The organism is Pseudomonas sp. RIT623 (assembly GCF_004519305.1).
In the GTDB taxonomy this organism is placed as follows: Bacteria; Pseudomonadota; Gammaproteobacteria; order Pseudomonadales; family Pseudomonadaceae; genus Aquipseudomonas.
Genome location: NZ_SOZA01000012.1, coordinates 21,487 through 41,595, shown reverse-complemented (window position 1 = coordinate 41,595; position 20,109 = coordinate 21,487). Strand labels below are relative to the sequence as shown.

The window sequence follows — 20,109 nt, the reverse complement described above, 5'->3', positions numbered from 1 at the left end:
TTTACATTTGCAAAGTGCGTGCATCAGTGCCGACGATTGAACGCGGCAGGAACGCTGATCGCCAGCTCCGCCAGGCCCAGTGGATGACTGGAAGCGTCGAAGAAGTGCAGCGAAACCTGTTCGAGATCGCCGAAACGGTCGATGAAGTGTTGCTTCTGGTTGATGATCGACGCCTCGCTCAAAGGGCGGATGGCGATGGTGAGGTGCCGCGGGCATGCCTGGCGGATGGCATCGAGCAGGTGCTGGTCGCTGCTGTCCAGGTGCTGACCGTACAGGCACAGGCTGCCTTGCTCGCGGGCCAGTTCGCCGAGGCTCCAGGCCAGGTAGTCGGAGTGGCGGATTGCGCGCAGCTTGTCTTCGCTGCGGCTTTCGTTGATGAACAGCGGTACTTCTCCGGGAATGTTCACGGCAAAGCCTTCGAGCAGTTCGGCCTGCGCCGCGCTGCGTTGGCGGGTGCTGCCATCGGGTAGCTTGAGCAGGTGCATGCCGCCATGCAGGTGCAGGATGCGGGTGCCTTCACTGGCAGTGCGACGTACGTCGAAGAAACCTTGCTCGTCGAACAGGCTGGCGAAGCCCTTCGGGTTGTCCGCCACGGCCCAGGGCAGGATCAGGTCGTAGTTGCTGGTGTAGACGTTGCGGTACTGACGCAAGGCCTGGTTGATAGCGGCGCGGGCGCTGGCATCGAACAGCGGCCAGGGCAGGTGCACGGCGCGCACCGCATGGATCAAGGCTTCCTTGATCGAGTAATAGCGGTTCAGCGGCGCGGTGGAGTTGATCGCCAGGGCCGCGTTGGTCCGCACGGTGGTGTTCAGGCTGCTCAGCAGTGGTTCGAACAGCTCGCTGCCCACGGCCTTGAACAGCGCCTGGTCACTCACCCCCAGGCCCTTGTGCCGTACCTGCTGGGCCTGCTCGTACAGCGAGAAGTAGCCGAACGGCTTCCACAGCGCGCGACTGGCACCGTTGCCCAGGAGCAGGGCAGTGCTGGGGTGGCGCTGGTTGAGGTCGGCCCAGGTGGGCAGGTGGGCGTCGAGTGCGGGCATGGGTGGTCCGTTGGGTGAGGCGGAAAACGCCGGGGACTTTAGCATGTCATGCAGAGTGTGCGAGGCTTGCGCGCTCAAGGATTGCCCCGTTGACCCCGCCGGCCCCAGCCAGGGCCGGTCTTGATTTGCAAAGGACTACCTGAATGTACAAATCCTTCCTGCTGGCCACGTTGCTGGCGACCTCCACTGCCCAGGCCGCCGATGGTCAGGCGCTGGCCCGCGCCCAGGGCATCCCCCACCCGGCGGTGATCGCCCACCGCGGTGCTTCCTTTGATGCGCCGGAGTCCACCACGCCGGCCTACCTGTTGGCCCGCGAGCTGGGCGCCGATTACCTGGAAATGGACCTGCAACGCACCCGCGATGGTGTGTTGGTGGTGGTCCACGACGATGTGCTGGGGCGCACCAGCGATGTTGCCGAGCGCTATCCCGAGCGCAAGTCCAGCCCGGTCAGTGCCTTCACCCTGGCCGAACTCAAGGCGCTGGATGCCGGCAGCTGGTTCAACAAGGCCTATCCCGAGCGAGCCCGAGACGCCTTCAAGCAGCAGCGCATCCTCACCCTGGACGAGGTGATCGATATCGCCGAAGGCAACCCCGAACGTCATCCCGGCCTGTACATCGAGACCAAGGAGCCTGCCCAGTTTCCCGGTATCGAGCAGGACCTGAAAAAACGCCTCGAAGCCCGCGGCTGGCTCGACAAGCCAGGGCAGGTGGTGCTGCAGACCTTCGATCGCAACAGCCTCAAGCTGCTGCACCAAGCCATGCCGCAGGTACCGAAAATTCTCCTGCTGTGGGTCGCCAAGGGCAGTATCGAGCCGGCCTCCGGGCAGGACTTCAGTGACTCCGGCGAGCAGGACAAGTCGGCCTTCTACGCCCGCCAGCAACCCAAGGACCGTGCCGAGTTCGAGCGCTGGCTGGACTACGCCAAGGCCGACGGCGCCATCGGCACCGGTCCTTCGGCGGTGCGTACCCACCTGGGTGAGCAGAGCTATTCCGACCTGATCCAGCCATGGATGAACCAGGCCAGCCACGACAAAGGGCTGCTGGTGCATGTGTACACCCTCGACGCAGCGGTGGATTACGACAAGGCGATGAAGGCCGGCGTGGATGGCATCTTCACCAACCGCGCCGGCGAACTGATGCGTTTCTATGGGCGGCCCGTACCCCATAACGAAGGGCAGTTGCTGCGCACGTTGGGTTACTGAGCCGCTGGCGATGGCTCGCCGACATGTGTGAGAATGATAGGAATTCCTATTAACGGTCTCGCACAGTCACCGCAATGACAAGCCTTTCCACCCCCTGGAACGCCCAGCCGGCGTTCCAGGCCATCGTCGATGATCTCCTGGCTCACTACAGCGACCTGCGGCGCTACCTCGGCGGACGCCTGCGCAATCCTGACGACGCCGCCGATATCGCCCAATCGAGTTTCGCCCAGGCTTATGCCCACGCGCTCAACGCCCCGGTGCTCAACGCCCGCGCCTTGTTGTTCCAGGCCGCGCGCAACCTGTGCATCGACCAGTACCGGCGGCGTACCACCGAGCTGGCGGCACTGGAAGACTGGTTGGTGCGCGCCGAGCCGTTCAGCCCGAGCGTGGAGGCGATCATGATCGCCCGCGAACAGCTGCAGCACCTGATTGCGCGTATCGAGCGCATGCCGCGCCTGCGCCGCGAGGTGTTCGTCCGCGTGCGCCTGCATGGCCATAGCCATCGCGAAGTGTGCGAGGCGCTGGGGCTATCGGCCAAGTCGGTCGAGCTGCATATCGCCCGGGCCGTGTTCGACTTGTCCGAGCTACGTCTGGCCGCTCGTCATGACTGAGCCGGTGGCGCCGCGCAAGGTGCGGCAGGCGCTGGTCTACCTGGCGGCGTTGCACGGCGAAGATCCCGAGCGTATCGGCAGGACCCAGGGGTTGGTCCAGCGCTGGCGTGGCAAGAGCGCCGAGCATGAGCGGGCCTGGCAGGAGGCCGAACAGCGCTGGCAATTGGTGCATTGCCTGGCGCCGCAATTGCGTGGTGCGGTGCAACCGCAGGCCTTCGACCCTGGGCGCCGGCGTGTGCTGCGCCAGGGCGGCGCGCTGGCGGTGCTGCTGGCCGCGGGGGGCTGGCTGGGCTGGATGTTCCAGCGTACAGCCCCGTACCAGCAAGACCTGCAGACCAGCCACGGGCAAGCGCTGCAAGCCTTGTCGCTGGCCGATGGCAGCCAGTTGCAGGTGGCGGCCGAAAGCAACCTGCGGGTACGTTTCGATCATCTCCGGCGCCAGGTGCTGCTGCTGCATGGCCATGTCTACTTCGACGTGGCTCATGAGCGCTGGCGTTCGTTCCTGGTCAGTACCCGGCTGGGTAGCGTTGAAGTGCTTGGCACCGCCTTCACGGTCAGTGACCGCGGCGGTCGGGTGCAGGTAGCGGTGGCCCGGGGGCGGGTGCAGGTGCGGGACCTGCAAGGTGGCGAACAGCTGTTGCGCGCCGGTGAGCGCATTTGCCTGGACGCCGATGGGCGACTTGGCCACCTGCGTGGTGGCGGTGCCCATGGTCCGGACCTGGCGCACTGGCAGCGCGGCTGGTGGTCGTTCACCGAGCAACCCTTGGATGAGGTGGTCGCTGAACTCAACGCCTATGTCACACCTGCCATCGAGGTCGACCCAGGTGTGGCGGATTTGCGTCTGACCGGCAGTTTCCCGAGCGCCCGGCCTCAGGTGCTGCTCGAGGCATTGCCGTCCATCCTACCGGTCAGGTTGGTACAGCAGGCGGGGTCGCGGCGGTTGGTACGCAATTGAGGCGCTGCCTTTGGGTTGAAATACGTTTGAGGGGTAAACCGCCACTGCCGCGTCTTCAGCTGTGAACCCACCTCTCGCAAGGACTGATCATGTCGTCGTTCACACCCCGTTTCCCCGGCACCCTGCGGCGCCTGGCCCTGGCCTGCGCCCTGGGTGGCAGCAGCCTGGCGCTTGCCGACAGCCAGGCGCTGAGCCTCGACCTGCCGGGCCAGCCGCTGGAAGCCACGGTGCATGCCTTGGCCCACGAATCGGGGGTAGCGATCGCCGCCGACAGCCGCTTGCTGGCCGGGCGCAGCGCGCCGGCCTTGCACGGCCGCTACACGGTGCTGCAGGCCCTGCAGCAGCTGTTGGCTGGCACCGACTTGGTGGCAGTGGAAGAGAATGGCGTGATCATCCTGCGCGGCCCCGGCGATGACGGCGCGCTGACCCTGGGCGCGACCACGGTCAATGCCTCGGGCTTCAACAGCGACCTGCCCGAGAGCTACAGCGGCGGCCAGGTGGCCCGCGGCGCGCGAATCGGCATGCTGGGCAACCGCGACCTGATGGACACCCCCTTCAGCGTCACCGCCTACACCGCCAAGGCCATCGAGAACCAGCAAAGCGGCACGGTCGGCGCGGTATTGCGCAACGATCCGTCGATCCGTTTCAGCACTGGCGAAGGGCACGCCTACGAGAACTTCATGATCCGCGGCTATGCCCTCGACTCCACCGAGCTGGCGCTGGGTGGCCTGTATGGCCTGGCGCCCGACGGCCATGTGCCGACCGAGTTCCTCGAGCGGGTCGAAGTGCTCAAGGGCCCTGGCGCGCTGCTCAACGGCATGGCGCCCAACGGTGGCGTGGGCGGGGTGGTCAACCTGGTGCCCAAGCGCGCCGGCGAAGCGCCGCTGACCCGGCTGACCAGCAGCTATGTGTCGGACGGCTATGTGGCCGAGCATGTCGATATTGGCCGGCGTTTCGCCGATGGCCGTTTCGGTGTGCGCTTCAACGGCGTGTACGGCAGTGGTGACACCGGCGTGAACGAACAGTCCAAGGACCGTACCCTGGCCTCCTTGGGGCTGGACTACCGCGGCGATGACTTCAAGCTCGAGTTGGACGCCTACGAAAGCCACGAGAAACTCGACAATGGCAGCCCGATGATGGTCGGGTTTTCCAAGCTCAAGCAGGTCACCCGGGCACCGAAGCCGGACACCAACATTCTTGAAGGTATCCATGCCAAGCAGATCAGCAAGGCCGTGGTGGTGCGTGGCGAGTATCAACTGGACGACAGCTGGAGCGCTTATGTCAGCGTCGGTGGCGCGCGTACCCGCTATGCCGGTTTCCTCAACGGTACCCGGGTGGTGGTGACCAAGGCCGATGGCACCGCCAGCGGCGAAACCTACAACCAGGCCGGCTACACCCACAGCCTGTCCACCGAGGCCGGCCTGCGCGGCAACTTCATGACCGGCCCAGTCAGCCACCAGCTGGTGCTCAGCACCACCTTGCTGCACCAGGACATCGGCCGCGCGCCCACCGTCACCGGCAAGGGCTACACCACTAATATCTATCACCCCGGCAAGGCGATCATCGCCGCCGACCCTGGCAGCAGCAAAAAGACCGGCGACAATACCCTGTCGAGCTTCGCCGTGGCCGACACCCTGGGCTTTCTCGACGAGCGCGTGCTGTTGACCCTGGGCGTGCGCGCGCAGCGGGTGCGGCAGAAGATGAGCAACCCGTCCTATGACGAGCGCAAGCTGACCCCGGCCCTGGGCATCGTGCTCAAGCCCTGGGACGCGCCGGTATCGCTGTACGCCAACTATATCGAGGGCCTGACCCAGGGCGGCATGGTCACCGATGTGAAGGCGGCCAACTACAACGAGCAGTTCGCGCCCTATGTCGCCAAGCAGATGGAGGCTGGGGTGAAGTGGGACCTGGGCGACTTCACCCACACCCTGGCGCTGTTCCAGATCGAAAAGCCGAGCATGATCTACGACAAGCCCAGCAACCGTTACACCGACGACGGCGAGCAGCGCAACCGGGGCGTGGAGTGGACGATGTTCGGCGAGCTCGTCCCCAGCGTGCGCCTGCTCGGCGGCGTCACCTATACCCGGGCGCAATTGAGCAAGACCGCAGGTGGCACGATGGACGGCAACACCGCCCGCGGGGTGCCGGCCTGGTCGGCCAACCTGGGCGCCGAGTGGGACCTGCCCTGGGTCCAGGGCCTGACCCTGACCGTACTGGGCATTCACAGCAGCTCCCAGTACCTCGACTCCGCCAACGATCTGAAAATCCCGCAGTGGACCCGTTACGACCTCGGCGCACGCTATGCCACCCGCGTGCTGAGCAAGGACGTGACCCTGCGCGCCAGCCTGGAGAACGTCGAGAACCGCGCCTATTGGGCCGGGGTGTTCAACGACGGTTATGCCACCGTCAGCGAGCCGCGCACGCTAAAGCTTTCCGCCAGCATCGACTTCTGAGGTGAGCATGCGAACACTCAAGCGCTATTGCAGTGTATTGGCCCTGGTTGCCTGGGGCTCGAGCCCGGCCTTGGCTGGCGCCAGCAGCACCTTGACGGTCGGGCAAGCGGTCGAAGGCCAGGTCAGTGACGCCAGTCGACCCGCCTGGCACCTGCCCCTCCAGGCGGGCGACCTGGTTCGCGGCAAGGTGGATGGCGATATCAGCCTGCGCCTGCTCGATGCCAGGGGTAATCCTCTGCGCTTGTTGATCGACGGCATGGATCAGCCCCGCGACTTCCTGTTCGTCGCTGATCGAACCGGGGATTTTGCCGTGCGTGCCGAGCCGCTACCGACACGTCCACAGGCGCGCTTCGCATTGCGCCTGGAGCACGTCGTGCCGCAGGCCGAACAAGCTCGCCCAGCCGAGCCATTGCGCAGCCCGGCATTGCGGGCACTGGCGCGACAACTGGCATCGGGCGCAGGCACCGAGGCGTTCTGGAAGGCACGGGCCGAGGCCGGCACGCCGATGGTCGAGATTGTGCCCAGGCAACCAGGGCTGCGTCTGGTGACCTTCCTCTGGCGTGGCGCGCGGGAAAATGTGCGGGTGTTCGGGGCGCCCACGGGTAACCATGAAGCGCTGCTGCGACTTGCCCAGAGCGATGTCTGGTACCGCAGCTTCGAGATACCGGCGAGCAGCCGCTTCAGCTACCAGATGGCGCCTGACGTGCCGGCCTCGGATGACCGCCGGATGATCCTGGCCACCACACGCCGCGACCCGCTCAACCCGAACGGCTTCGCCGATGCCAGCGGTGATCCGTGGTTGTCGCGCTCGCGCCTGGAGTTGCCGGATGCCGCGCCGCAACCATGGGTTGCACGCCGCGCCGGGGTGGCGCGGGGCAGCATCGAGCGCAAACGCCTGGCCAGTGCGCTATTGGGCAATGAACGGGACATCTACTTCTACCGCCCGGCCGGCTGGCGCACCGGCAAGGCCGATCAGGCACTGCTGGTGCTGTTCGATGCCCATGCCTATACCCGCCAGGTGCCCACGCCGACGATTCTCGACAACCTGATCGCCGATGGCCTGATGCCGCCCACCGCGGCAATCATCATTGCCAACCCCAGTGGGGCCAGCCGTGAGCGCGAACTGCCGCCCAACCCGCTATTCGCCCGCTTCATGGCCGAGGAGCTGATGCCCTGGGCCGCTGGCCAGGGCCTTGCGGCGCCGGCTGCGCGCACGGTGGTGGCAGGCTCCAGCTACGGTGGCTTGGCATCGGCCTACCTGGGCCTCAAGCACCCTGAACTGTTCGGCAATGTGCTGAGCATGTCCGGCTCGTACTGGTGGCCGCTGACTGGTGGGGAACCCGGCTGGTTGACCCGCGAGTACGTCAAGGCCCCACGCCAGCCGCTGCGGTTCTATCTGCAATCCGGTTTGTTCGAAGGGCCGAAGATCGTTGATACCAACCGCCACCTGCGCGATGTGCTGTTGGCCAAGGGCTACCCCGTGGAGCAGGTGGAGTTCCCGGCGGGGCATGATTACCTGCAATGGCGCGGCAGCCTGCCCTGTGGGCTGATCAGCTTGCTTGGCCGGGGGACCCAGGCGGTTGCGCAGGCCTGCGTGCCGCAGGGCTGAGGCGCCTGGTGATGTGACGCGTGGATCAGTGGGCGAGTGCTTTCAGGACGTGTTCGGGGTCGTTGTGGATAGCCCGCAGCAACGCCTTGGCCGGCCCGGTAGGCTCCCGGCGCCCCTGTTCCCAATTACGTAGGGTCGCTACCTGCACATCGATCATTTCGGCAAAGCGCGTCTGGGACAACCCGGTCGCCTTGCGGATATTTTTGACCTGCAGGGCGTCGATCTCGAACTGGCGGTCGGGTTGGCGCCGGCCATGGACGATGGCGTCCATCTGCTCCACGCTTTGCATCAGTTCGTCGAAGAAGCGATTCATGGTTGGCTCCAGTGTTCGATGACGGCTTTCAGTGCTTTGCGTTGCTCGGCATTGAGGTCGGGTAGTTCGTTCTTGGGGTAGATGTAGAGCATTGCAATTTGCGATGCGGATACGAAGTGGTAATAGATCACCCTGGCTCCACCCCGTTTGCCGTGCCCCTTTGCGGCGACGCGGATCTTGCGCAGGCCACCCGTGCCTTCGATCGTATCGCCTGCATCGGGGCATATCAGCAGACGGACCTGCAGCAACCGGTAGCTCTCATCGTCGAGCAGTTCCTGGACGCGCTTGGTGAAGATGGCCGTTTCGGTGAAGAGCAGAGCACTGTATACGCCATTGGCGTAGCATTTCGTCGGGGCGACGCTACGGAGGAAAATGAGCCCCCAGGCTACCTACAGGGCTTCTGCCGGTGGTGTCATTCGCCTCAACAGACGGCGTAGTCCCTTTCCTTTACTGCTCTTTCAGCGCCTGGCGGCTCCTGTTGCGCCATACCCGATACGCCCGAATCCCCGCGCGTACCGAGCCGAACAGCAGCTTGTCCTCCAGTTCCCGGGCCATGCCCGAGCGCACCAGCATGCGCAGGAAGGTGCCACGGGCGCGGGCGATGGCGAAGTGGATGCCCTGGGCGGCCAGGGTGTCGCGTACCTCGCGCAGGGCGGCGATGCCACTGACATCTATGCTGGTCACCGCCTCGGCGTCGAACAGCACCACCTGGGTCTGCTCGCTGCCCTGCACGGCGTCGAGCAGGCGCATCTTGAAGTAGTCGGCGTTGAAGAACAGGATCGCGTCGTCGAAGCGGTATACCAGCAGCCCCGGCACGGTGCGCGCCTCCTTGTGCTGGCGCACGTCGACCTGGCCCTCGACGCCCGGCATCCAGCCGAGCACCGCGTCGGTGGGCTGGTAGATGCTGTACAGCAGGCGCAGGATGGCCAGGGTCACGGCGAACACGATGCCCGGCAGCACGCCCAGGCCGAGCACGCCGACGGTGGTCAGCAGGCACAGCCAGAACTCGAAGCGGCTGAGGGTGCGGATGCTCCTGAGCGACTTGACGTCGATCAGCCCCCAGCCGGCCATCAGCAGCACGGCACCCAGCGCGGCCTGGGGGATCCAGGCCATGGGCGCGGTGAAGAACAGCAGGATCAAGGCGATCACCAGCGCGGCGATGATGCCTACCAGCTGGCTTTTGCCACCGACCATGTCGTTGACCGCGGTGCGTGAGTCGGCGCCGCTGATGGCAAAGCCCTGGGAGATGCCGGCGGCCAGGTTGCTCACGCCCAGGGCGACGAACTCATGGTTGGCGTTGATCGCGTAGCCATGGCGGGCGGCGAAACTGCGGGCGGTGAGCATGGCGCTGCAGAAACTGATGGTGGCGATACCCAGGGCGTCGCGCAGCAGGCTCTTGGTTTCCGCCAGGTTGCTCTGCGGCCAGGCCAGCTCGGGGATGCCGGCCGGCACCGGGCCAAGGATCGCCACCCCGAAGCGATCCAGGCTGAACAGCCCGGCCAGGGCGGTGAAGACCACCACGGTCACCAGTGCCGCCGGCAAGCGCGGGTAGCGCCGCGGCAGCCAGATCAGCAGGCCCAGCCCAGCCAGGCCGATGGCCAGGCTCAGCCAGTGGATCTCGCCCAGGCGCTGGAAGAAGTTGATCAGGCTGAGGATGAAACCATCGCCTTCGATCTTGAACCCCACCACCTTCGACAACTGCCCGGCGATCAGGCTCAGGCCGATGCCGTTGAGGTAGCCGATGAGGATCGGTCGCGAGAAGAAACTGGCGATGAAACCGGCCCGTGCCACCCCAGCGCCGATCAGCATCGCGCCCACCAGCACGGTGACGATCACCGACAGTTCGGCGATGCGCTGCGGGTCGCCCATGGCCAGCGGCGCCACGGCGCCGCCGATCATGGCGCAGGTGGCGGCATCGGGGCCGACCATCAGTTGGCGCGAGCTGCCGATCAGGGCGTAGACCATCATCGGCAGCACGCAGGCGTACAGGCCGTATTGGGGAGGCAGGCCAACGATTTGCGCATAGGCGATGGCAATCGGGATCTGGATCGCGGCCACTGACAGCCCGGCTTGCAGGTCGGCGTGGAACCACTCGCGGCGGTAGTGCAGCAGGTTGGCCAGGCCCGGTAGCCAGCGGTAAAGAAACATGTGCCGTCCTTTGGAAATGTCTCTGCGAGCTTAGGTGTATGCGCCGAGAGTCGCTGCGCGTGCAAGTCGATTCTGCTGCAGGCCATGCGAGATGGCTATGGGCCAGGTCAATGAACGGTCGTGGGAGCGGGCTTGACCCGCGAGGGGGGGCGCCGGCATCGCAAGGCAAGCCCGCCCAGTGTTTGCTAAGGCGCCGGTCTTGCCAGCTCGTTCGCTACCTCGATGAACGCACGCGCGGCGGCGCTCTGGTAGCTACCTCGGCGTTGCAGCAGCGCGGCGGTGCGCTCAAGAGGCCAGGGCTCCAGGGCCAGGGCGCTGAGGCCATCAGCTTCGCTGGCGATGGCGGCCGGCAGCAAGGTCGACAGCGATGTGCGACGCACCACCTCGAGCACGGCACTGATGGCGTTGGCTTCCATCAGGATGCGCGGCTGGATGGCATGTTGGCGGCAGTAACGGTCGATCTGCTCGCGGGTGGCGAACTCGCTGGCAAGCAGGATCAGCGATTCCCTCCCCAGTGCCTGCGCATTGATCGTGGCCTGCTGGGCCAGCGGATGGCCGTCACCGACCACCAAGGCCAGGGTTTCCACCAGCAACGGACGCGCCTCGATATCTTGGGCATTGGCCTGCTCGAAGGCGATACCGACATCCAGTTCATCGGCCAGCAGCAGCGCTTCCATCTGCTCCTGGGACAGTTCGCGCACGCTCAGGCGAATATTCGGGTAACGGCGGTGGAAGGCTTCGACCAGCGGCCCGACCAGGTAGGCGGTGAAGGTCGGCGTTACCGCCAGGCGCAACAGGCCTTCGCTCAGGTCGGCCACATCGTGCAGGGCGCGCTGCCCCTGTTGCAGCGCCTGCAGCGCGGCGCGGGCGTGGCGCAGGTAGACCTCGCCGGCATCGGTCAGGCGGGTGCTGCGTCCGGAGCGGTCGAACAGCTGCGCGCCGAGGCTGTCCTCCAGTTGCCGAACCTGCTGCGACAACGCCGGTTGCGAGACATGCAGCGCGGCAGCGGCGCGGGTGAAGCTGTGGTGTTCAGCGACGGCCAGGAAGTAATGGACATGACGGGCGAGCATGGTTTACCTGCATAAGATAATCCGATGTTCATCATAATAAATGAGACTTTTACCTTATGCGAACCGCTGTCTAACCTCTGCTCCATCGCCACGCGAGCTAGAGGTTTGCACCATGCAGGACATCATCGACGGCTTCCTGAAGTTCCAGCGCGACGCGTTCCCCGAACGCGCCGGGCTGTTCCGCGACCTGGCCTGCGGGCAACAGCCGCGGGCTCTGTTCATCTCTTGCTCGGACAGCCGGCTGGTGCCGGAGCTGGTCACCCAGCGCGAACCGGGCGAGCTGTTCGTCATCCGCAACGCCGGCAACATCGTGCCCTCGTACGGGCCGGAGCCGGGCGGCGTGTCGGCCTCGGTGGAATACGCAGTTGCCGCGCTGCAGGTCAGCGACATCGTCATTTGCGGCCATTCGGACTGTGGCGCCATGAGCGCCATCGCCAACTGCGCTTGCCTCGAGCACATGCCCGCAGTGGCCGGCTGGCTGCGCTACGCCGAGTCGGCCCGGGTGGTCAACGATGCCCGGCGCCATGCCAGCGCGGCGGCCAAGGTCGAGTCGATGGTGCGCGAGAACGTGATCGCCCAATTGGCCAACCTGCAAACCCATCCCTCGGTACGCCTGGCCCTGGAGCAGGGGCGGCTGGCGCTGCATGGCTGGGTCTACGACATCGCCAGTGGCCGCATCGACACTTTCGATGGCGCCAGCGGGCACTTCCTGTCCCTGGCGCATCACCCCGAGGTGCGCGCCCTGGCCCCGCAACTGCCGCGTGCGGTTTGAAACCGATTCATCCCACCCTAGGAGCAATGCCATGATCCAGTCCCAAGTCAGCCAGAACGCCCGTCTCGCCCTGACCGACGTCATCCTCCTGGCCAAGGCCCGCAAGGACCTGTCGTTCGCCCAGATCAGCGAGGGTACCGGCCTGTCCGAGGCCTTCGTCACCGCCGCGCTGTTGGGCCAGCACGCCTTGCCGCGCGAAGCGGCCCAGGCGGTCGCCGACAAGCTTGGCCTCGATGTCGACGCGGTGACCTTGCTGCAGGCCATCCCGCTGCGCGGCAGCATCGACAACCGCGTGCCCACCGATCCGACCATCTACCGTTTCTACGAGATGCTGCAGGTGTACGGCACCACCCTGAAGGTGCTGGTGCATGAGAAGTTCGGCGACGGCATCATCAGCGCCATCAACTTCAAGCTGGACGTGAAGAAGGTCGAGGACCCTGAAGGCGGTTCGCGGGCGGTGATCACCCTGGATGGCAAGTACCTGCCGACCAAGCCGTTCTGATCGCACAATGCACAAGGCCCGGCTGGCGTGTCGCCAGTCGGGCCTTGTGCGTGGATTCGGGTGTTGCCAGAAGCGCGATGGATACAGCGGGTATCCAGAGCGAAAGTGGAGCGGGTAGAGGGAATCGAACCCTCAACTAAAGCTTGGGAAGCTTTCGTTTTGCCACTAAACTATACCCGCTTCGGCGCTCGACTTTTTACCATAACCCCCCTCCAATTAGAAGCCCAAGGTTATAAAAAAGCCTGTCGGCGGCCGATAGCCTGCGGGTAGGGGAGGGCTACAGGTCGCCGATGCGCTCAGATCGCCAATGCATGCTGCCCCGGTACCGCTGTGTAGCGTTGGCGGGGTTCGCGCACGACCGGCTTGAGGAAGCCGAGCATGGCGCTGCGGGTATCCTCGCAGGCGGCCTTGTGCTCCATGTCGAGGAAGTGCCCGGCATCGCGGATCACGCTGAACTGGCTGCGCCTGACATGCTGGCTGAACTGGCGGGCATCTTCGACTGTGGTGTATTCGTCACGGTCGCCGTTGATGAACAGCACCGGGATGTCGATGTTGCGCGCCGCCTTCAATGCCCGCGCCAGGTCGTGGTCGAGCACCTGGTTGATGTGGAAGTGCATCTGCGCGTACTCATGGCTGTCGAGGCTGCTGACATGCCGGTAGTTGAAGCGCTTGAACAGCGATGGCAGGTGCTTGCCTATAGTGTCGTTGACCAGGTTGCCGACCTGGTAGCGGTCGCAGGCGGCCAGGTACTGGCAGCCACGTTCCAGGTAGTCGCGCATCGGTTCGTTGATCACCGGCGAGAACGAGCTGACGATGGCCTTCTGCACCAGGCGCGGCTGGTGCGCCAGCGCCAGCAGGGTGCAGGCACCGCCCCAGGAGAACGACATCATGTGGTCGGCACGGAAATGCTCGATCAGCTCGAGCAGGATGTGCGCCTCGGTCTCCTTGCTGAGCAGCCGCTCGTGGCGGTTGTGCGGCTTGGACTTGCCGGCGTACGGCTGGTCGTACAGCACCACGTTGAACTGCGGGTGCAGGTTGCGCACGGTCTGTGCGAACGACGCCGTGGTGGCCAGCGAGCCATTGATCAGGATGATGGTCTTCTCGGCGCCTTGGGCGCGATGCAACTCCGTGTAAACCCGGTACTGCCCTTGGATATCAAGTACAGCGATTTCTGGCCTCATGTCATCGACTCCTGGCGCAAAAAGGGTATTCGCGTCACCTAGGGTGCACGTTCTTTATGACAGGTAGGCATTTGCCTGGAAGAGAAACCGGTGGGCCCTGGTGTCGATCCTTGACGCATTTGTCGACGGTAATTGTTGTGGCGGGCGATTGCCGTGCCCCAGGGCATCGAGACCTTGGGTGGCCGGCAAGGGCGTCTTGGTCTGCGTTAGTGACTGAATGGTCACATGCAGACCGACGAGTTAGCAGTCAAGCAGCGGCGACGGGATCGCGCAAGTGCCGTTCAGAGGATCTTTTGCCAGGGAGCGCCTGAGCGGGCTTGCCCACCCAAGAGCCGGCGTGCCGGCGAACACCGGCCCGCCGGTGCCATCCACCGCGGTGCCAGGTTCGCCAGCAAGGCTGGCTCCTACGGGTGTTGGGGGCGCAATCGACGTAGGAGCCGGCTTGCCGGCGAACACCGCACGCCGGTGCCAGGTTCGCCAGCAAGGCTGGCTCCTACGGGTGTTGGGGCGCAATCGACGTAGGAGCCGGCTTGCCGGCGAACACCGGCATAGCCGGTGCCATTCACCTTGGTGTCTGGTTCGCCAGCAAGCTGGCTCCTACAGGGGATGTGGATCAAACAGCGGCGATTTCCGCTGAACTCAAAGCCCTGAACTCACCAGGGGCCAAGGTCGGGTCCAACTCGATCGGCCCCATGCGCTCGCGGTGCAAGCCCACCACCTTGTTCTGGAAATACCCGAACATCCGCTTTACCTGGTGATAACGCCCTTCGACGATCGCCAGCCTGGCCTCGCGCGGGGCGAGGATGTCCAGTTGGGCGGGCAAGGTGGTGAGGTCCTCGAAGGCGAAGTAGAACCCTTCGCGGAACTTGTCGATGTAATGCGCGCCGATCTCGTCCTCGGTGTGCACGCGATAGACCTTTGGCAACTTCGTGCGCGGCTGGGTCAGGCGTCGTGACCACTGGCCGTCGTTGGTCAGGATCATTAGCCCGGTGGTGTTGTAGTCCAGGCGCCCGGCGATGTGCAGGTCCGCGCGCAGCTCTTCCGGCAGCAGGTCGAGCACCGTGCGGTGTTGCGGATCATGGGTGGCGCTGACACAACCGGCGGGCTTGTGCAGCATCAGGTAGCGTGTCGGGCGGCCTGCCTGGTGCACCTGTTCGTCCACCTCGACGCGGCTGAACTCGCGCACCGGGTGCAGTGGGTCGGTCACTATCTCACCGTCCACGCGCGCACGGCGCTGGATTAGCAGCAGGCGTACTTGCTGGCGGTTGTAGCAGGGCAGGTTGCCGAGGAATCGGTCGAGGCGCATGGTGGCGGGTCTTGGCTCTAGCGGATCGGCGGTGGCGACAGCGCCTTGAGTTGCGCGTCTACCTGGGCGCAGCGCGGGCACAGGCAGGCTTGGTCGCGCAGTTCGGCAGGCAGGGCCTGGATGATCGCCGGCTCGATGCGCACGCTGAAGCACCAGCAGCCCTGAGTGGCGCTGCGAGGGTCGGCCAGGCCGCACTGGTTGAGGGCGCCGCAGGCGGGGCAATGGCGAGGGTCGGGCATGGTCGGTTCCGGGTGTCAGGCTGGCCAGTATATCGGAGCGAGGTGCAGGGGCGCGCCTGGGTAGGACGAGCTGTTTCAAATTGTTGCAGAAAACGCACCGAACCCCGGTGGCGTTGTCTGATCCTGTGTCGATGCACGCATTGCCGTCGACGCCCGCCAGTGCCGCTGTGCTGGGCATCCTCGCGGTCCAGGAGGCCGCCATGTACCAACGAATCCTGCTCATTGTCCTGTTGGGGCTGCTGACATCCGCCTGCGCCCCTTATTACCAGAGCGGTGGCTATTACCGCAGCGATTACTACACCAGCGACCGCTACGTGTACCCCGGCTACTATCGTCAGGACCGTTACTACGTGGCGCCGCAGCCGCGTTATTACTACCAGCCCGCACCGCGTTACTACCGACCGTATCCGGCGCCCGGCATGCAGCCACGCTGGCACGGCAACCCACGGTACGACTACGGCAATCGCCAACGCTACGACTACGGGGGGGATCGCAACCGCAACGACTACCGCCAGGACCGTCGTGATGGTCGCGGGGACCGTTGGCATTCGAACCGCCAGGGTAACCCGCGAGGCAACCACAACTGGCAGCGTTGAGGTTAGCTGGCGAAGCCGGTGCCTACGGGCCAAGCGGCTTGCTTGAACTCAGCCCAGCTCAGCCAGCGGATGCCGGCCTTCCCACTCATTGGCAAAATGCGCCTGCACCACCGCCGCTGGCACTTGTGCCACGTCTGGCCAATGCCAGTGCGGGGTGTCGTCCTTGTCCAGCAAGCGCGCCCGCACGCCCTCGCTGAACTCCGGATAACGGCAGCAGTTCAGGCTCATGCCGTATTCCATTTGCAACACCTGCGCCAGCGACAGCTGCCGAGCCCGGCGAATCTGCTCCCACACCAGGTGCACGGTTAGCGGGCAACCGTCGCGCAGGCGCTGGCCCGCCGCCGCCAACAGTGGGTCGGGGTGCCTGGCCAACCCTGCCAAGGCACGCCAGGCTGCCACCGGGTCGGCTACGTCGAGAACCTCATCGATCACTGCCCGGCGCGCCAGCCACTGGCCTTCGGGCAGCTGGGCCCAGGCGCGGTGCTGCTCGGCCTTGAGCAGGCTGTTGAGCTGCAGGGCGGTTTGCTCCTGCCAGTTCAACTGCAGCAGCTCTTCGATCAAGGCGTCTTGCTGATGTTCGCCAAGAAAACGGTCGGCCAGCCCCAGGTCCAGGGCATCACGGGCATTGATCGGCGCGCCGGTCAGGCCCAGGAACAGGCCAAGCTTGCCGGGCAGGCGGGCGAGGAACCAGCTGGCACCGACATCCGGGTACAGGCCGATGCTTATCTCGGGCATGGCCAGGCGGCTGCTGGGGGTGACGATACGCACCGAAGCGCCTTGCAACAGCCCCATGCCGCCGCCCAGCACATGGCCATGGCCCCAGCACAGCAGCGGCTTGGGATAGGTGTGCAGGCGATGGTCTAGGCGGTACTCGCTGGCGAAAAACGTGGCCGCCAGCGGCGGCACGCTGCCGGGGTGTTCACGGCAGGCCTGCACCAGCGCCCGCACATCGCCCCCGGCGCAAAAGGCCTTGGGCCCGTTGCCGCGCAGCAGCACGCAGACGATGCCGGGGTCGTCGGCCCAGGCATGTAATTGCTCGTCGAGCATCTCGATCATCGGCAGGGTCAGGGCGTTGAGCGTCTTGGGTGCATCCAGGGTGGCGATGCCAAGACGGGCGCCGTCGGCTCCCGTGAGTACCTCGCAGTGAATGGACATGGGCTACCTCGCGCAGGTCATCCCACCAGTATGGCCGGCTGGCACGAAGCTGCCGGTCGCCGGTCGGATCGATTGACAAGCCGGCGCGGCTTTCCTAGTGTCGCGCCACTTTGCTATTGGATACCCCCATGACCGACGACGATCGCATCAAGCTCGAACCCAGCTGGAAAGCCGCGTTGCGCGCCGAGTTCGACCAGCCCTACATGCACCAGCTGCGTGAGTTCCTGCGGGCCGAGTACGCCGCCGGCAAGGAGATCTACCCGCCTGGGCCGCTGATCTTCAATGCCCTGAACTCCACGCCGTTGGACCAGGTCAAGGTGGTGATCCTCGGCCAGGACCCGTACCACGGCCCAGGCCAGGCCCACGGCCTGTGCTTCTCGGTGCAGCCCGGCGTGCCCGCGCCGCCGTCGCTGGTGAACATCTACAAGGAGTTGCAGCGCGACCTGAACCTGCCCATCCCCAACCACGGCTACCTGCAGAGCTGGGCCGAGCAGGGCGTGCTGCTGCTCAATACCACCATGACCGTGCAGCGCGCCAACGCCGCCTCCCATGCGAAGAAAGGCTGGGAGTTCTTCACCGACCGGATCATCCAGGTGGTCAGCGAACAGTGCCCGAACGTGGTGTTCCTGCTGTGGGGCGCCCATGCCCAGAGCAAGCAGAAGCTGATCGACGGCACCCGCCACCTGGTGCTCAAGTCGGTGCACCCGTCGCCGCTATCGGCGTATCGCGGGTTCTTTGGGTGTGGGCATTTCAGCCGGGCCAATGGCTTCCTGCAGCAGCATGGGATGGCGCCGATCGATTGGGCGCTGCCACCGTTGTAGTGCCGCCGCACCTAGTATTTTTGCCAGTTTCGCGGAATTTCCGTCAGCGCTAGATTCAGCCCCATCGAAGCCGTACAGCCCTTGCAGTGCGAGGGCTTTAAATTGCCGGGGGTTGAAAATGTCGAGGCTGGTGAAGGCTAAAAGCAAGGGCTCCATCCTCTCTCCAGAACCCGGCGAAGTCTTTCTCGATGCCCCTGTGCCAGTGGGGGTGCTGCCGTTGCTCGATGACGAGGAGGGTGCCTTCACACTGCCCCTTGAAAGGCAGATCATTGCGTTGCCTTTTCGGGTAAAGGCCTGGGCTGACTACGAAAGCGACTACAGGCAGTTGATCGCGGACGGTTACGAGAGTCCCCAGCTGGGATTTCAGCCGTTCTGGAACGACAGAACGGTAGGCGAAGTTGTTTATTGGGAGATGCAACCCAGTGTTGAAGAGGATGCAAACGGTGAACGGTACTTTCCGGTCGATCTGAGTGTGCCCGCAGCAAAACTAGTTCCCAATGTGGGCACGCTCAAGTTCGAAGTCTGGGTCGAGTATATCAACAACCGAGAACCTTCTCCTGAGACCAGGGTCCGGATAGACCAGGCGGCACCTAATATTGGTCGCCCTTGCCCGTTGCGGGAAGACAATGTAACGGTCATCGATCAAGCCTATCTGGATCAGAGCGGAAACAAGGCAATCTTCAAGGTTGACCGCTGGGCCGATATTCGTCTTGAAGACAAAGTGCAACTTTTCATGCTCGATTCGAGTACGTCGGGCACGACGAACCTGCCTTTTAATCCCTTGTTCGAAGTTACCGTAAATGCGGATAACAAGCAGCAAACCCCGTTTCTTGTCGAAGTGCCCGCCGCGCAATTGACCAATGGCAAGTTTCGTGTGGTTTGCAGGTTGTTGGATCGCTCTGGAAACGTGGGGATGCAATCATCTGCACTCAATGTGGAAGTGCTGTTGCCTGTACCCGTCGAGCTTCCGCGTGCCCAAGTGCCACTGGCCACCGATGGGCTGGTGAACCTACAGGACGCCCGTACGCCTGTGCGGGTCGAGATCCCCAGGATCGAAGCGGCGCAGCCTGGCGATGTGCTGCAGGTGTTCTGGAACAACCGACCATTGCAGGCTGTCACGGTGGGTGCCGTTCAGCAATGGCCTGTGCGTGTGGAGGTACCTTGGGCGGATATCACAGCCCAGGGGTTTGTCGGGCCTGTGCTGGCGAACGTGTACTACACCAGCAACCGCCATGGTGGCTCGCAGGAAACGACGGGTATCCAGGTCATGGTCGACCTGCGTGTCGCAGGCCCCGACCCGGAAGGCCCTGGGCCAGAAAACCCGCTGCTGGCGCCCGTCGTGGTCAAGGGCCGTACGGGAGACAATCACCTGGGTACTCCGGATATCGATCAGGACGTGAGGGTGGAAGTGCTGCTCTACGCACGGCCTGAGCTGGGACAACGGTTGGAATTGCATTGGAATGGCTCGCAGCTTCCCGTTTCGACCTATGTGGTACAGGCGGGCGACCAGGAAAACCAGACGATCACTTTTCCGCCCATTCCCTATAGCCAGGTCAAGCACAGCAGTGGTCGGGTTCCAGTGCACTACTGGGCCAGCAACGGCGTCAACCGGCAGCGTTCGCCGGTCACCACGGTCACGGTGGCGTGGGTAGCGACGTATCCAGAGCCGGCGTATGTCGAGCCCTATGTCAACTTCTGGGGCAACCTCAGTTGCGACTCTTTGTATAACGCCCTCGCTGAGCCGATCCCCGCGGACGCTGACATTCCGTTCGATGTGCCCGCGAGTGCTGGGCTGCAAGTAGGGGATCAAGTTCGCTTGCGTTGGCGGCTGTATCGAATAGAAGGCACGAAGTTTATTGCGGTGGGTGAAGAGCAGTTTTCCGCCCTCGTGCCGGTGACCCGCGCGAACCAGAACCTGCGCTTGCTCTTGGGACCGGTGAAGCAGGCACTTCACGATCAGTTTGGAAGTTTCAGGAAAGAAGGCCAGTTGAGGGTTTGGTACGACGTTGAGAAGAACGATGGCAGCGTGGGCTTTTCACGCCCGCTCGAAGTGCGCGTCGACTTTATCTTCTCCAGCACAATGGGGTGCAGCTTCAGGACGCTTTAATCGGTCTTGTAGGTATTCCGGCTGCAGTG

The 20,109-nt window shown here is 64.5% G+C and carries 19 protein-coding genes and 1 tRNA gene; 10 read left to right on the top strand and 10 right to left on the bottom strand.

The features are described from left to right. Window positions 1-23: 23 nt before the first annotated feature. Window positions 24-1,040: a DUF4917 family protein gene (locus tag E3U47_RS10910; RefSeq protein ID WP_134691452.1), complete on the bottom strand. Its 1,017-nt coding sequence runs from the start codon at window positions 1,038-1,040 to the stop codon at window positions 24-26. A gap of 143 nt (window positions 1,041-1,183) precedes the next feature. Here E3U47_RS10910 and E3U47_RS10905 point away from each other — a divergent pair, with 143 nt between their 5' ends. From E3U47_RS10905 to E3U47_RS10885, 5 genes are all read left to right on the top strand, one after another. Then, window positions 1,184-2,242 (top strand): glycerophosphodiester phosphodiesterase family protein, encoded by a 1,059-nt coding sequence (locus E3U47_RS10905; RefSeq protein ID WP_134691451.1) that lies wholly within the window; start codon window positions 1,184-1,186, stop codon window positions 2,240-2,242. 74 nt (window positions 2,243-2,316) lie between these two features. Then, a complete protein-coding gene (locus E3U47_RS10900; RefSeq protein ID WP_134691450.1) occupies window positions 2,317-2,853 on the top strand; it encodes an RNA polymerase sigma factor in 537 nt (178 codons plus the stop codon). Then, a complete protein-coding gene (locus E3U47_RS10895) occupies window positions 2,846-3,808 on the top strand; it encodes a FecR family protein (protein WP_134691449.1) in 963 nt (320 codons plus the stop codon). Before E3U47_RS10900 ends, E3U47_RS10895 begins: the two co-directional genes overlap by 8 nt. Before the next feature lie 89 nt (window positions 3,809-3,897). Next, a complete protein-coding gene (locus E3U47_RS10890; RefSeq protein ID WP_134691448.1) occupies window positions 3,898-6,261 on the top strand; it encodes a TonB-dependent receptor in 2,364 nt (787 codons plus the stop codon). Between the two features lie 7 nt (window positions 6,262-6,268). Next, window positions 6,269-7,870: an alpha/beta hydrolase-fold protein gene (locus E3U47_RS10885; RefSeq protein WP_134691447.1), complete on the top strand. Its 1,602-nt coding sequence runs from the start codon at window positions 6,269-6,271 to the stop codon at window positions 7,868-7,870. 25 nt (window positions 7,871-7,895) lie between these two features. Here E3U47_RS10885 and nadS read toward each other — a convergent pair whose 3' ends face one another. The 4 genes from nadS to cynR form a co-directional block, all read right to left on the bottom strand. Beyond that, a complete protein-coding gene (nadS, locus tag E3U47_RS10880; RefSeq protein ID WP_134691446.1) occupies window positions 7,896-8,183 on the bottom strand; it encodes a NadS family protein in 288 nt (95 codons plus the stop codon). Beyond that, window positions 8,180-8,500, bottom strand: coding sequence for a type II toxin-antitoxin system RelE/ParE family toxin (locus tag E3U47_RS10875; RefSeq protein WP_134691445.1), 321 nt, complete (start codon window positions 8,498-8,500; stop codon window positions 8,180-8,182). Before E3U47_RS10875 ends, nadS begins: the two co-directional genes overlap by 4 nt. Window positions 8,501-8,630: 130 nt before the next feature. Beyond that, window positions 8,631-10,331: a SulP family inorganic anion transporter gene (locus E3U47_RS10870; protein WP_134691444.1), complete on the bottom strand. Its 1,701-nt coding sequence runs from the start codon at window positions 10,329-10,331 to the stop codon at window positions 8,631-8,633. 185 nt (window positions 10,332-10,516) lie between these two features. Further along, a complete protein-coding gene (gene cynR / locus E3U47_RS10865) occupies window positions 10,517-11,401 on the bottom strand; it encodes a transcriptional regulator CynR (RefSeq protein WP_134691443.1) in 885 nt (294 codons plus the stop codon). A 112-nt stretch (window positions 11,402-11,513) separates the two neighbouring features. On the opposite strand from cynR, the gene E3U47_RS10860 reads away from it, so the two are divergent. Then, the gene (locus E3U47_RS10860) at window positions 11,514-12,173 is read left to right on the top strand and encodes a carbonic anhydrase (RefSeq protein ID WP_134691442.1); all 660 of its coding nucleotides are present in this window, start codon (window positions 11,514-11,516) and stop codon (window positions 12,171-12,173) included. Window positions 12,174-12,204: 31 nt separating this feature from the next. After that, window positions 12,205-12,675, top strand: coding sequence for a cyanase (gene cynS, locus E3U47_RS10855; protein ID WP_134691441.1), 471 nt, complete (start codon window positions 12,205-12,207; stop codon window positions 12,673-12,675). Between the two features lie 106 nt (window positions 12,676-12,781). Here cynS and E3U47_RS10850 read toward each other — a convergent pair. From E3U47_RS10850 to E3U47_RS10835, 4 genes are all read right to left on the bottom strand, one after another. Further along, window positions 12,782-12,855: transfer RNA gene (locus E3U47_RS10850), tRNA-Gly, on the bottom strand. 116 nt (window positions 12,856-12,971) lie between these two features. Further along, complete coding sequence (locus tag E3U47_RS10845) at window positions 12,972-13,856, bottom strand: alpha/beta fold hydrolase (protein WP_134691440.1); 885 nt, start codon at window positions 13,854-13,856, stop codon at window positions 12,972-12,974. Between the two features lie 613 nt (window positions 13,857-14,469). Continuing rightward, window positions 14,470-15,162 (bottom strand): 16S rRNA pseudouridine(516) synthase, encoded by a 693-nt coding sequence (locus E3U47_RS10840; protein ID WP_134691439.1) that lies wholly within the window; start codon window positions 15,160-15,162, stop codon window positions 14,470-14,472. Between the two features lie 17 nt (window positions 15,163-15,179). After that, window positions 15,180-15,401, bottom strand: a complete 222-nt coding sequence (locus E3U47_RS10835; protein WP_134691438.1) for a cysteine-rich CWC family protein — start codon at window positions 15,399-15,401, stop codon at window positions 15,180-15,182. A gap of 200 nt (window positions 15,402-15,601) precedes the next feature. On the opposite strand from E3U47_RS10835, the gene E3U47_RS10830 reads away from it, so the two are divergent. Next, window positions 15,602-15,997, top strand: a complete 396-nt coding sequence (locus E3U47_RS10830; protein WP_134691437.1) for a hypothetical protein — start codon at window positions 15,602-15,604, stop codon at window positions 15,995-15,997. 48 nt (window positions 15,998-16,045) lie between these two features. Here the strand turns inward: E3U47_RS10830 and E3U47_RS10825 are convergent, their stop codons facing one another. Continuing rightward, a complete protein-coding gene (locus E3U47_RS10825) occupies window positions 16,046-17,152 on the bottom strand; it encodes an enoyl-CoA hydratase/isomerase family protein (protein WP_134691436.1) in 1,107 nt (368 codons plus the stop codon). 128 nt (window positions 17,153-17,280) lie between these two features. On the opposite strand from E3U47_RS10825, the gene ung reads away from it, so the two are divergent. Both ung and E3U47_RS10815 read left to right on the top strand, forming a co-directional pair. Further along, window positions 17,281-17,973 carry a uracil-DNA glycosylase gene (gene ung / locus E3U47_RS10820; RefSeq protein WP_134691435.1) on the top strand — a complete coding sequence of 231 codons (693 nt, stop codon included), beginning with the start codon at window positions 17,281-17,283 and terminating at the stop codon, window positions 17,971-17,973. A gap of 118 nt (window positions 17,974-18,091) precedes the next feature. Beyond that, a complete protein-coding gene (locus E3U47_RS10815) occupies window positions 18,092-20,080 on the top strand; it encodes a hypothetical protein (protein ID WP_134691434.1) in 1,989 nt (662 codons plus the stop codon). The last annotated feature ends 29 nt before the right edge of the window (window positions 20,081-20,109 follow it).

Excerpts from the sequence above, each read along its gene's own strand:
- E3U47_RS10885 (WP_134691447.1), top strand. The coding sequence starts at position 6,269 with ATGCGAACACTCAAGCGCTATTGCAGTGTATTGGCCCTGGTTGCCTGG.
- E3U47_RS10910 (WP_134691452.1), bottom strand. The coding sequence starts at position 1,040 with ATGCCCGCACTCGACGCCCACCTGCCCACCTGGGCCGACCTCAACCAG.
- E3U47_RS10905 (WP_134691451.1), top strand. The coding sequence starts at position 1,184 with ATGTACAAATCCTTCCTGCTGGCCACGTTGCTGGCGACCTCCACTGCC.
- E3U47_RS10830 (WP_134691437.1), top strand. The coding sequence starts at position 15,602 with ATGTACCAACGAATCCTGCTCATTGTCCTGTTGGGGCTGCTGACATCC.
- cynR (WP_134691443.1), bottom strand. The coding sequence starts at position 11,401 with ATGCTCGCCCGTCATGTCCATTACTTCCTGGCCGTCGCTGAACACCAC.
- E3U47_RS10890 (WP_134691448.1), top strand. The coding sequence starts at position 3,898 with ATGTCGTCGTTCACACCCCGTTTCCCCGGCACCCTGCGGCGCCTGGCC.
- cynS (WP_134691441.1), top strand. The coding sequence starts at position 12,205 with ATGATCCAGTCCCAAGTCAGCCAGAACGCCCGTCTCGCCCTGACCGAC.
- E3U47_RS10815 (WP_134691434.1), top strand. The coding sequence starts at position 18,092 with ATGTCGAGGCTGGTGAAGGCTAAAAGCAAGGGCTCCATCCTCTCTCCA.
- E3U47_RS10860 (WP_134691442.1), top strand. The coding sequence starts at position 11,514 with ATGCAGGACATCATCGACGGCTTCCTGAAGTTCCAGCGCGACGCGTTC.
- E3U47_RS10900 (WP_134691450.1), top strand. The coding sequence starts at position 2,317 with ATGACAAGCCTTTCCACCCCCTGGAACGCCCAGCCGGCGTTCCAGGCC.
- E3U47_RS10895 (WP_134691449.1), top strand. The coding sequence starts at position 2,846 with ATGACTGAGCCGGTGGCGCCGCGCAAGGTGCGGCAGGCGCTGGTCTAC.
- E3U47_RS10870 (WP_134691444.1), bottom strand. The coding sequence starts at position 10,331 with ATGTTTCTTTACCGCTGGCTACCGGGCCTGGCCAACCTGCTGCACTAC.
- E3U47_RS10835 (WP_134691438.1), bottom strand. The coding sequence starts at position 15,401 with ATGCCCGACCCTCGCCATTGCCCCGCCTGCGGCGCCCTCAACCAGTGC.
- ung (WP_134691435.1), top strand. The coding sequence starts at position 17,281 with ATGACCGACGACGATCGCATCAAGCTCGAACCCAGCTGGAAAGCCGCG.
- E3U47_RS10840 (WP_134691439.1), bottom strand. The coding sequence starts at position 15,162 with ATGCGCCTCGACCGATTCCTCGGCAACCTGCCCTGCTACAACCGCCAG.
- E3U47_RS10845 (WP_134691440.1), bottom strand. The coding sequence starts at position 13,856 with ATGAGGCCAGAAATCGCTGTACTTGATATCCAAGGGCAGTACCGGGTT.
- E3U47_RS10825 (WP_134691436.1), bottom strand. The coding sequence starts at position 17,152 with ATGTCCATTCACTGCGAGGTACTCACGGGAGCCGACGGCGCCCGTCTT.
- nadS (WP_134691446.1), bottom strand. The coding sequence starts at position 8,183 with ATGAATCGCTTCTTCGACGAACTGATGCAAAGCGTGGAGCAGATGGAC.